Below are 11,056 nucleotides of genomic sequence, written 5' to 3'. Positions count from 1 at the left end.
ATGCGCAAGTTGTACGCGAGAGGCGCGCCAGTCGCCAGTCGTATGTGTTGCTGAAACACAACGGCCCACCGAAAGGCGGGCCGTTGGCACAGCAATCAGGCGACGGATCAGTCCTGACGGCTGGTGACTTCCAGCAGGTGATAACCGAACTGGGTCTTCACCGGGCCTTGCACGACGTTGATTGGCGCGCTGAACACCACGGTGTCGAATTCCTTGACCATCTGGCCAGGACCGAACGAGCCCAGATCGCCACCCTGACGGCTGGACGGGCAGGTGGAGTTGGCCTTGGCGACTTCGGCGAAATCAGCGCCGCCTTCGATCTGGGCCTTGAGTTCGTTGCACTTGTCTTCGCTGGAAACCAGGATGTGGCGGGCAGTGGCTTTAGCCATGGGAAAACTCTCCAATCTATTTCAGTAAAGTGCGGAGCCTACCGGATTCAGTGGGCGAATTCTCGGCAAAGTTCCGTTCGTTTGTCAGCAGCCTGTTCAGAGATTCACTGCGCGCAGGCGAGCGGCATGTTCGACGTAAAGCGCAATGGGGTCGAGCAGGCTGGCGACGGTGCTGGCACTGCGGCGCAAAGTGCTCAGGTGGTCCAGCGGATAGTCGGAACGGATCACTTGGCCTAAATGCGAGCTGAAGCGCCCGACGAAGCCGTCATTCTGATCTCCTTCGGTCATGAAATATTGCGAAAGCGCCTGGCAGGCATTTTGAATCGGGTCGAATGATGGCAGGTGTGTTGCCGGCAGGACGCCGCTCCAGGAGTAATAGCGCACACCATTGACCTGTGCGGCGCCTTGCCCGCCCCACGTGGGAGGAAGACCTTGAGGAAACCTGTCGTTGAAGGCGCCCACCCCCTCGGTTGTCAATGCATTGAGTGCCGCCAATGCGTTCTGCGGCAGTGTGCCCCCTCCGCTGAGCAGAGAAATGAAATCAGCGAACAGCGTCGCCACGTTTTGCGCCACAACTTCCGGCAATCGGTCGGGCACCAGCGCCTTGCGCAGGAAGTCAGCCAGTTCCGAACCGTGGTTGGGGCCGCTGACCGATGTCACCGACGCTACGGCGTGTGGCGCAAGCGCCGCAGCATAGCGGGCAGACAATGCTCCTTGGCTGTGGCCGATAAGGTTGACTTTGCTGGCGCCTGTGCCTCGCAGGACGCTTTCGATTTGCTTCAGTAGTTGCTCACCTCTTACTTCGTTGTCGTGAGTGGCGGAGAGATGGGGAACAAACACTCGGCTACCTGCTGTTTTCAGAGCGTCCTTGACCTCATGAAACAGCTCGAAATGGCCGATACGCTCGAATCCGAACAGGCCGTGTACCAAAAGCACGGGATAACGAGTTGTAGCATTCCGTTGCATGTTCTTACCTTTTTCGCAGAAGTTCATCGGGGAAATCTGTGGGCCAATCTAAAACACCCGTCCCGCTGAAGAAGTACGAAGAGGCTTCACTTGCCCGTTGAATATGGACTAGGGGTTGTATGAATTTTCGGATACATGTGAAGTCCGAATCGGAAGTTCTAGCCGTCTTCCGCCTGAAGCGAGTCGATTTTGCGTTGGTTGCCTACTGCGCTCGTAGCCTTTGCGCCATGTCTCCGGCGTATCGGGCTGATATCGAATGCACCACCAATCGCGTTCAATGTGGGTTGTCGACGCCGTCATGAGGCAGCGTTTTGTCCAAGGAGTGGAGCCACGAATGAACACGCATGAAATCGAGTTTTGCTACCGAATGCGCCACCCTGTCAGTCCTTCTACAACCCAACAGTTGTTGCCTGCCGCGACACTCGACTCACTGGAAGGCGATGTGCTCGATCCTGCGCTGAGCCAGGTGGTTGTTCGTATTGCCCCTTATACGAATATGGCGTGTGGCGATCGGTTGTTGCTGAGCTGGGAGGGCCTGGATATCGAGGGCTTCGTTTACCAGCATGAAAAGGTTCGCTATGTCAGCGAGGCTCAGGTTGGCAAAGACGTCATTTTCGTGATCAAAGGCATGCACGTTGCCGCTTTGGACGGCGGCGCTCTGGATATCTACTGGACGCTTGCCAGCGCGGGTCTGGCCGAGCCCGTATTGTCTGCGCCCCTGCAATTGACTGTGGGAGATACGCGTGCGCAGTTGCTTGCTCCGCAAATCGAAGGTGCAGTCGGCGGGACGCTGGATCCGGCGCGGGTGGTGAAAGGTGTACTCATCACGCTCCAGCCGTACGGCAAAATGGCCGTAGGTGACCAGGTGTCGTTGATGTGGTCGGGAGAGGCATCGCCGTTATCGTTCAGCGATCGGCTGAAGGTCGAGACCTTTGCTGTCGCAGAAGTCCTGTCATTCTGGGTACCTGCCGAGTACGTCGTCGCGCACCTCGATGGCGAGGTGACGGTTCGCTACCGAGTCGAGCAAGCGAATGGTGCGGTTCGCGAGTCCGAGTCTGCGAGAGTCCTCATCGCCCCGTTCTTGCAGAGTGAGCTGGCCGCTCCCGATGTGCTTGAGGCTGAAGATGGCGTGCTGGTAGCAGAAGATTCAATTGATGGCGTAACCGTGGTGATCGGCAATGCCCGGACGCAGGAGGGTGAGTTGGTCTACCTCAAGTGTGACGGTGATTTCTTCAGCCACAGGGATGATCGCGACATCACTCGGGAAACCGCAGGGAAACCGCTGATTTTTATCGTCCCTCAGCGCTTCTGGCACGAGCACCAGGGATCGACCGTACGTGTTTCCTACACGGTAGAGCGGTTGGACGATGTCAGTCAGGTGTCTGCGGCGACACAGGTGCGGGTAGAGGCGTAGGTTGAACCTGGCCCATCCTCCGGTTTTCTTTTGAGCCGGAGGGTGGGCACTGCGATCAGTCTCTGGTACGCGCGCCAAGACGTTGCGCCGCCTTGAGCAGAAGTTGCTCCGTTGCGCTGAAACCAAGGCAACCATCGGTAATCGAAACGCCGTAGCGCAGTGATGCACTCAGCGGCTGACAGCCTTCGAACAGATGAGACTCCACCATCATGCCGATCAGTGAGCGATCACCCTGCAGGCGTTGCTCCAGAACCTCGTTGAAGACTCCCGGCTGGCGCAGTGGATCCTTGCCGCTGTTGGCGTGACTGCAATCGACCATGATGCGGCTAGGGATTTTCAATCGGTTCAGGTCAGCGTTGATTCTCGCCACGCTCTCGCGATCATGGTTCGATCCGTGGTGGCCGCCGCGTAACACCAGGTGAGTGTCCGGGTTGCCTGGCGTCTGAATAATCGCCGGATGTCCCTGACTATCAACCCCGAAATGCCGATGTGGATGGGCTGCCGAACGCATGGCGTCGACAGCAACGGTCGCTCCGCCGTCGGTACCGTTCTTGAAGCCCACCGGCATGCTCAGGCCGCTGGCCATTTCACGATGTATTTGTGATTCGGTGGTACGTGCACCAATGGCAACCCAACTGAGAAGGTCATTGAAGTAACCTGCTGCCATCGGTTGCAACAGTTCGGTGGCCACTGGCAAGCCGAGGCGGATCATTTCCAGCATCAGCTCGCGGGACAGTGTCAGGCCGCCTGCCATGTCATCACTGCCATCCAGGTGCGGGTCGTAGGCCAGACCTTTCCAGCCGACAGTGGTGCGCGGTTTTTCGACATAGGCACGCATCACCAGGAGCATCTCCCCGCTGACGGCTTCAGCCAGTCGGGCGAGCTTGCCAGCGTACTCGAGGGCGGACTGAGGATCGTGGATGGAGCAAGGGCCGACGATTACCAGCAGGCGCTGGTCTTCACCGTTGAGGATCGCGCGGACCGCGTGGCGGTGTGCGGCGACTTGGTGGCTCAAGGCGTTGCTCAGTGGCAACTGCTGTTTGAGTTGCAACGAGCTGGGCAGACGCAGGGTCAGCGCTTCGTTGGCGGAGTTCAGGGTGGACAGCGGCAGAGCAGAAACGGACGAGTTCATATTCGGTCTTCCTGGGCAGGCGGCGGGTTGTTCCCGCTCGCTCAGCCCTACTGGGGTGTTCGACAATTGGCCGTATTGGCTACATGGGTGTGTTTGCCACCTGTGGGTGACCGATCGGAGGCGGCAGGCTGTCCCGAGCGGAGGCTGGTAAATCGCCAGGCGCTAAAGCTGTCGTAACGGTAATAAGTGGCGTAGTTCATTGGGTGAATCCTCAAAGTGTCTGGTGTGTTGCGAAAAAGTTTGGGGCCTGAAAAAACAAAACCCCCGATCGGGAAGCCGACCGGGGGTTGAGAAATCTCTGGTAGGCGACCCGTTTTTATGGGCGCCGTGTGGGTATCAGGCGCGCCAGTGGCTAAACCAATACCCAAAATAAAAGCTGACCGGAGCGCAAACGTCGTTCACCCGGGCAGCCGCAACCGAGCGCAGGGCGCTGGCGGTAACAAGCTGTGAAGGGGCGTTGAACATGGTCTGTCTCCGATGAATGCGCCGAGCTTACTAGAGGCCGATGCGCCTCAGCAATCAGAAATTGCTATCGCGTGAGTAACAAAACGCCTATTGCTTGAGCGCAGCAACAGTTGTGACACACTCGGCACTTTGCCTGATGACCAAGGATGATTCATGTCGACACTGACCATTGCCGCTGCTCAGGCAAGTTCCATTGCCGCTGATCTTGCAGCCAATATTGCCCGGCATATGCGCTTCATCGAAGTCGCGGCGGGGCAGGGCGTGCAGTTGCTGGTTTTTCCGGAATTGTCCCTGACCGGCTATGAAGGCGAGGCGGCCGCCGCATTGGCCATCGACCCGCAAGACGCAGTCCTTCAACCGCTGCGCGATGTCGCCCGTGAGTTCGGGGTAACGACTGTCGTCGGCATGCCTGTTCGGTTGAAAAATCATCCTGGAGTGTTGATTGGTGCTCTGGTCCTGGGGGCCGAGGGTTCGCTCGGGGTGTACAGCAAACAGCATCTGCATTCGGGCGAGGAGCTTGTTTTCGCTTCGGGGCTCGGAGGGCCGATCCTGGACATCGGCAATCACAGGGTCGCGCTGGCGGTCTGCGCCGATTTTTCCCACGCCAGTCATGCGGCAGTGGCGGCTGAACAAGGGGTTGACCTGTACGCAGCAGGCGTATTGATCAGCGAAAAAGGATACACGGCAGACACCGCGCTGCTTCAGGGTTATGCGCGGCAACACACGATGGCTGTGTTGATGGCCAACCACGCAGGTCTTACCGGCGGATGCCAGTCGGCAGGGCGCAGCGCGATATGGTCCGAAAGCGGTTCATTGATCGTTTCTGCGCCGGGGGCGGGTGACCTTTTGCTGGTTGCCCAACGCGACGCCGGAGCGTGGCAGGGGCGGGTCGTTCCTGTGATGGTGGACTGAATGACATTCCAGTTGCGGCAGGCGACGTCAGAGAATCTGACATTTTCACGCAATCTCACTTGTCAAAACATGCTGCGTTACTACATTCACCATGATCTGTTGTGGCAGGACGAAGCATTCGACATAGCCTGGTCGGGCCGCGAGAACTGGCTGATATTGCGTGATGATGTGGCGATAGGTTTTTTCAGTCTCAGCCGGGACAGGCGGGCGATGTACATTCGTGAACTACAGATTGCTCAAGCCTTTCAGCGGCAGGGCGCGGGTTCCTGGGCGCTAGATCAGGTTATCGCTATGGCTAATGTAGAGCGGCGGCCGGCTTTACGCCTGACAGTGTTCGAAGATAATCCGGCGAAACATTTGTATGAAAGAAAAGGACTACACATACAAGGCGAGGACGAGTGTTTCCTGCGAATGCAGCTGGATATCAGTACACCTGTGCTCTGAAACCCACGGCCGGCAAGCCTTCGATGATGAATTGAAACTTTTTAAATGCTGCTTGCCGCTAGGTCTGTCGGGCACTTTTTGCTAAGGTGTCCGGCATCCCAATAAGACCATATCGCGAGGTGTCTGCTTGATTAGGGTGCTAGTGGTCGATGACCATGATCTCGTTCGTACAGGCATTACACGGATGCTGGCCGATATTGATGGCTTGCAGGTAGTGGGCCAGGCCGAGTCCGGGGAAGAATCCCTGATCAAGGCCCGAGAGTTGAAACCCGATGTGGTCCTGATGGACGTCAAGATGCCTGGCATCGGCGGCCTGGAAGCCACGCGTAAACTGCTGCGCAGTCATCCTGACATCAAGGTGGTCGCGGTTACGGTGTGCGAGGAAGATCCTTTTCCTACGCGCTTGCTGCAGGCAGGCGCCGCGGGTTATCTGACCAAGGGTGCAGGGTTGCCGGAGATGGTGCAGGCCATTCGGCTGGTGTTTGCCGGGCAGCGTTATATCAGCCCGCAGATTGCTCAGCAGTTGGCGATCAAGTCCTTTCAGCCGTCCAACGATTCACCGTTCGACGCGTTGTCCGAGCGAGAAATCCAGATCGCATTGATGATTGTCGGCTGCCAGAAGGTACAGATCATTTCCGACAAGTTGTGTTTGTCGCCAAAAACCGTGAACACCTATCGCTACCGCATTTTCGAGAAGCTTTCGATCAGCAGCGATGTCGAGTTGACACTGTTGGCGGTTCGTCACGGCATGGTTGATGCCAGCCTCTGACCATGACTGAAACATTCGATTCCAGCGCCTTCCTGTCGACTGTCAGCGGGCGCCCCGGCGTGTATCGCATGTTCGACAGCGATGCGCGTCTTTTGTATGTCGGCAAGGCCAAGAACCTCAAGAAACGCCTGGCGAGCTACTTTCGCAAGACCGGGCTGGCGCCGAAAACCGCTGCGTTGGTCGGTCGTATTGCTCAGGTCGAAACAACCATTACCGCCAACGAAACCGAAGCGCTGCTGCTTGAGCAAACGCTGATCAAGGAATGGCGGCCGCCGTACAACATCCTGTTGCGCGACGATAAATCCTATCCTTATGTTTTTCTTTCGGACGGACAGTTTCCGCGCCTCAGCATCCATCGCGGGGCGAAAAAAGCCAAAGGCAAGTATTTCGGGCCTTATCCGAGCGCGGGTGCCATCCGTGAAAGTCTGAGCCTGCTGCAAAAGACGTTTTTCGTCCGTCAGTGTGAAGACAGTTATTACAAGAATCGAACCCGCCCATGCCTGCAATATCAGATCAAGCGTTGCAAGGCGCCTTGCGTCGGGCTGGTCGAGCCTGAGGTTTATGCCGAAGACGTGCGTCACTCGGTGATGTTTCTAGAGGGGCGCAGTCACGCATTGACCAATGAGCTGTCCACCGCGATGGAAGAGGCGGCGATCAACCTGGAGTTCGAGCGTGCCGCCGAGTTGCGGGATCAGATCGCATTGTTGCGCCGCGTTCAGGATCAACAAAGCATGGAGGGCGGCACTGGCGATATCGACGTCATCGCTGCATTCGTCAACCCGGGTGGTGCCTGCGTGCATTTGATCAGTGTCCGTGGTGGACGAGTACTGGGTAGCAAAAACTTCTTTCCGCAAGTCGGCATCGAAGAGGATGTATCGGAAGTCATGGCCGCGTTCCTTGGCCAATACTTCATCAGCAGTCCGGAACGAGACTTGCCGAGCGAACTGATTGTCAACGTCGTGCATGAGGATTTCCCGACGTTGATCGAAGCGATTCACACATTGCGCGGCCGCGAACTGGCCATCAGTCATCGGGTGCGAGGCACGCGAGCGCGTTGGCAACAACTGGCGGTCACCAATGCGGAACAAGCGTTAGGCGCGCGGCTGGCCAACCGCCAGCACACCGCGGCACGATTTGAAGCCTTGGCTGAAGTATTGAAGCTGGACGAGCCTCCGCAACGACTGGAGTGCTACGACATCAGTCACTCCAGTGGTGAGGCAACGGTCGCGTCCTGCGTGGTGTTTGGTCCGGAAGGTGCAATCAAGTCGGACTACCGTCGCTACAACATCGAGGGTGTCACCGCGGGGGATGACTATGCCGCCATGCATCAGGCCCTGACGCGCCGCTTCAGCAAACTCAAGGACGGCGAGGGCAAGTTGCCGGATATCCTCTTGGTCGACGGCGGCAAGGGTCAGCTGTCGATGGCCCGTGATGTGCTCAACGAACTGGCAGTGCCGGACCTGATCTTGCTGGGTGTCGCCAAGGGTGCGACCCGCAAAGCCGGTTTTGAAACTTTGTATCTGAATGATGCGGCGCACGAGTTCACTTTGCGCGGTGACTCCCCGGCGCTGCATCTGATCCAGCAGATTCGCGATGAGGCCCACCGTTTTGCAATTACCGGACACCGGGCCCGTCGCGGCAAAACCCGTCGGACGTCAACCCTGGAAGGCGTTGCCGGCGTTGGACCGACCCGCCGTCGCGACTTGTTGAAACATTTCGGTGGATTGCAGGAGCTGTCTCGTGCAAGCATCGAAGAGATCGCCAAAGCCCCGGGGATCAGTAAAAAGCTCGCAGAGTCGATTTATGCAAACCTGCATAGCGAGTAGAATGCCCCTTCACCTCGTAGCCAGTTGTGCCGATGAATATCCCTAATCTGATTACCGTTCTACGTGTCCTGCTCATCCCGATCTTCATTTTGTTGTTCTATCTGCCTTATCAGTGGAGCTACATGGCCTCCGCCTCGGTGTTTGCCTTTGCGGCAGCCACGGATTGGCTGGACGGTTATCTCGCCCGCCGTCTTGAACAAAGCACTCCTTTCGGAGCGTTCCTTGATCCGGTCGCCGACAAACTCATGGTTGCGGTTGCCTTGGTACTGTTGGTGCAAGAGCACGGCAATCTTTGGCTCACATTGCCTGCTGCCGTCATCATCGGTCGCGAGATTGTCGTATCGGCATTGCGCGAGTGGATGGCCGAACTCGGTGCCCGTGCCCATGTAGCCGTTTCAAACCTCGGAAAGTGGAAAACCGCTGCGCAGATGCTCGCGCTGGTGATTCTCCTGGCGAATCCAAGGGATTTCAGTTTCTGGGTTGTGCTGGGTTACGCCTTGTTGATGGTGTCGGCGGGTCTGACTTTGTGGTCGATGGTTCAATACCTTCGTGCCGCCTGGCCACATCTGAAAACCGATGTTGAAAAGAAATAAAACTTTTTTGAATCAAAGGGTTGACGGGGCTTCTGAAATCTATAGAATGCGCCACACCAAGCGGGAATAGCTCAGTTGGTAGAGCACGACCTTGCCAAGGTCGGGGTCGCGAGTTCGAGTCTCGTTTCCCGCTCCAAGTTGTACGTTTTTGTTGTTGTGCTACTGACAGCAAATACTTTGAGGCCGAGTAGCAAAATGGTTATGCAGTGGATTGCAAATCCACCTACGCCGGTTCGATTCCGACCTCGGCCTCCACTATAAACAAGCTCCGTAGATCCATGATTTACGGAGCTTTTTTATTTCCAGTGCGCTGCAAGATTTAGTCTTGAAAATCGGCCATTGCGAACTTGCTTCACCGGGGAGTGATGTATATATTTCCCGCACTGCCACTAGAGCCTGATCCTGTGAGGATTACGACTCGGCAGTTCAACAGAGCAACACCGCGCTACCGCCCGAATGGCGAAACTGGTAGACGCATGGGACTTAAAATCCCCCGCTCGTAAGGGCGTGCCGGTTCGATTCCGGCTTCGGGCACCATCTAAAATCAAGGGTTTGCGGGCGAAAGCTGATGCAAACCCTTGTTTGTTTCCGGTCCACGAATTCTTTTCGTTGGCATCGCTTTCTTGTCCTTGCAATTGCGAACATATCGTTCGGCCATCATCACGCTGATATGTCCAGGTTGGTCTCTGGCCTGAATGATGTCACCGCTGGATTCCGCCTTTCATTTACCGGCTGTATTGACTCGCGCGCTTTGGCGTACGATGCCGACCTGCGTTCAAGCTGTGACAAAACCGGGAGGATGAATGAAAGGAAGCTGCGCCTGTGGAACTGTAGGTTACGAGATCGACAGCATCGATATGCCAATCAGCCATTGTCATTGCACGACTTGCCGCAAGACCCATGCGGCGGCGTATGTCTCCACAGCGGGAGTTCTGAGAAAACACTTCAGGTGGACTCAGGGGCTTGCCGCGCTAAGGGCTTTCGAATCATCTCCGGGGAAGATCCGACACTTCTGCTCCCACTGCGGATCGCATCTCGCGGCTGAGCGAGTTGGCTCAGCCGCAATGATCTTACGAGTTGCCACGTTGGACGAAGATCCTCGCGCCAGAGCTGAGTACCACATCTGGACCGAGCATGACGTCGCCTGGCTGGACGGGGAAGGGCTCCCCAGGTATTCACAGTGGCAGCCCGGCCGGTAACGGTGACTTTACCGGGGCCAGGCTGCGCGGGCTCCATCAGTCTTTGCCAAAACCAAAGATCGAACGCCACTTGCTCGCTTGTTTGCGTTCATAGAACGGTGTCGTCTCTTTAAGGAAATAAGCACTAAGTCCTGATTCGTTCGCAGACACGCGAAAGAGGTCTACCGGCTCACCGTCAGGGGCGGTATCTCCCGCGACATTGCCTGCCTCGCGCAAGACCCGTTCAATATCACCGTCAGCCTCGATCCCCACGATCAGATGCGGTTTTTCGTCAACCGACGTGTCGTGCATCAGCGCAAGAAACGCGCGCGTTACGTTGCGATGTCTGCCCAGTAATTGCGTCAGTGACTGCACCATCTTCGACGGGTACTGGGCCGGTTGCCCGAGCAGCACTTGGGTTTCTTTTTCTACTGTGCGGACTGTCGCCTTTTGGCCAACTTGATCGGACAGCAGATTTCGCACTTCTTCCGGGAAGAACTCTTTTCCATAAGGCGATTTCGGATTCAGGAAGAGGTGGGCGCCTTGTGTCATTTCGAACAAGGATCTGGCTGGCAGCTCGATGTAGGACTCCTCGCTGTCTATCGACTTCTGAAGCGTCTGCAGTGATGAAAAAAACGGAATCACAGAAGTCCCGTCCGGTTTTTCCCAATGCGCGATGCTGACTTTGCTGCCCGACTCCAGATCCACTGCGCCGTCCACAGTGCCAGTCGAGCCGAGAACGTAAACCGCAGAGCTCAGCAAGGTCCGGAAGAACTCAGGCCGATGGGCAGGCTCGTCGGCGGCCAGTCTGAGCGATTGCTCCAGTGGGTTTTCCTGCTGGTGATGCGTGATGTCCATTCGTCTACTCCGCCATGAATTCTCGACTGTGATGGTTTTTTATAATGTCAGGCCGGACGGTACTCAGCACGATCTGAATGGCCAGGAAGCCATCAGGCCTTTACTGCTCA

The 11,056-nt window shown here is 56.8% G+C and carries 11 protein-coding genes and 3 tRNA genes; 10 read left to right on the top strand and 4 right to left on the bottom strand.

The window, feature by feature from the left end; all coding sequences use genetic code 11:
* Positions 1-107 precede the first annotated feature (107 nt).
* Both JFT86_RS22680 and JFT86_RS22675 read right to left on the bottom strand, forming a co-directional pair.
* A complete protein-coding gene (locus JFT86_RS22680) occupies positions 108-389 on the bottom strand; it encodes a peptidylprolyl isomerase (protein ID WP_007912303.1) in 282 nt (93 codons plus the stop codon).
* 96 nt (positions 390-485) lie between these two features.
* Complete coding sequence (locus JFT86_RS22675; protein ID WP_201238646.1) at positions 486-1,355, bottom strand: triacylglycerol lipase; 870 nt, start codon at positions 1,353-1,355, stop codon at positions 486-488.
* A 334-nt stretch (positions 1,356-1,689) separates the two neighbouring features.
* Here JFT86_RS22675 and JFT86_RS22670 point away from each other — a divergent pair, with 334 nt between their 5' ends.
* Positions 1,690-2,769 carry a hypothetical protein gene (locus JFT86_RS22670; protein ID WP_201233597.1) on the top strand — a complete coding sequence of 360 codons (1,080 nt, stop codon included), beginning with the start codon at positions 1,690-1,692 and terminating at the stop codon, positions 2,767-2,769.
* A 55-nt stretch (positions 2,770-2,824) separates the two neighbouring features.
* Here the strand turns inward: JFT86_RS22670 and JFT86_RS22665 are convergent, their stop codons facing one another.
* Positions 2,825-3,901, bottom strand: a complete 1,077-nt coding sequence (locus JFT86_RS22665) for a 3-deoxy-7-phosphoheptulonate synthase (protein WP_201238403.1) — start codon at positions 3,899-3,901, stop codon at positions 2,825-2,827.
* 618 nt (positions 3,902-4,519) lie between these two features.
* Between JFT86_RS22665 and JFT86_RS22660 the strand changes: the two genes are divergently transcribed.
* The 9 genes from JFT86_RS22660 (at position 4,520) to JFT86_RS22620 (ending at position 10,109) form a co-directional block, all read left to right on the top strand.
* The gene (locus JFT86_RS22660; protein WP_201238402.1) at positions 4,520-5,278 is read left to right on the top strand and encodes a carbon-nitrogen hydrolase family protein; all 759 of its coding nucleotides are present in this window, start codon (positions 4,520-4,522) and stop codon (positions 5,276-5,278) included.
* Positions 5,279-5,722 carry a GNAT family N-acetyltransferase gene (locus JFT86_RS22655; RefSeq protein ID WP_201238401.1) on the top strand — a complete coding sequence of 148 codons (444 nt, stop codon included), beginning with the start codon at positions 5,279-5,281 and terminating at the stop codon, positions 5,720-5,722.
* Positions 5,723-5,849: 127 nt separating this feature from the next.
* Positions 5,850-6,491: a UvrY/SirA/GacA family response regulator transcription factor gene (uvrY, locus tag JFT86_RS22650; RefSeq protein WP_016984198.1), complete on the top strand. Its 642-nt coding sequence runs from the start codon at positions 5,850-5,852 to the stop codon at positions 6,489-6,491.
* Positions 6,492-6,493: 2 nt separating this feature from the next.
* Entirely contained in the window at positions 6,494-8,317 is a 1,824-nt protein-coding gene (gene uvrC, locus JFT86_RS22645) for an excinuclease ABC subunit UvrC (protein ID WP_201238400.1), read from the top strand.
* Positions 8,318-8,349: 32 nt separating this feature from the next.
* Positions 8,350-8,910 (top strand): CDP-diacylglycerol--glycerol-3-phosphate 3-phosphatidyltransferase, encoded by a 561-nt coding sequence (pgsA, locus tag JFT86_RS22640; RefSeq protein ID WP_008080159.1) that lies wholly within the window; start codon positions 8,350-8,352, stop codon positions 8,908-8,910.
* A gap of 60 nt (positions 8,911-8,970) precedes the next feature.
* A tRNA-Gly gene (locus tag JFT86_RS22635) sits at positions 8,971-9,046 on the top strand.
* Between the two features lie 45 nt (positions 9,047-9,091).
* A tRNA-Cys gene (locus JFT86_RS22630) sits at positions 9,092-9,165 on the top strand.
* 195 nt (positions 9,166-9,360) lie between these two features.
* Positions 9,361-9,447, top strand: a tRNA-Leu gene (locus JFT86_RS22625).
* 266 nt (positions 9,448-9,713) lie between these two features.
* A complete protein-coding gene (locus tag JFT86_RS22620; RefSeq protein WP_201233593.1) occupies positions 9,714-10,109 on the top strand; it encodes a GFA family protein in 396 nt (131 codons plus the stop codon).
* Positions 10,110-10,145: 36 nt separating this feature from the next.
* Here the strand turns inward: JFT86_RS22620 and sseB are convergent, their stop codons facing one another.
* Positions 10,146-10,946 carry an enhanced serine sensitivity protein SseB gene (gene sseB, locus JFT86_RS22615; protein WP_201238399.1) on the bottom strand — a complete coding sequence of 267 codons (801 nt, stop codon included), beginning with the start codon at positions 10,944-10,946 and terminating at the stop codon, positions 10,146-10,148.
* Positions 10,947-11,056 lie beyond the last annotated feature (110 nt).

The sequence above is a fragment of the Pseudomonas sp. TH06 genome (assembly GCF_016651305.1).
Taxonomy (GTDB): domain Bacteria; phylum Pseudomonadota; class Gammaproteobacteria; order Pseudomonadales; family Pseudomonadaceae; genus Aquipseudomonas.
The sequence above is the reverse complement of the archived record's forward strand: the minus strand, read 5'-3'. Positions and strand labels throughout refer to the sequence as shown.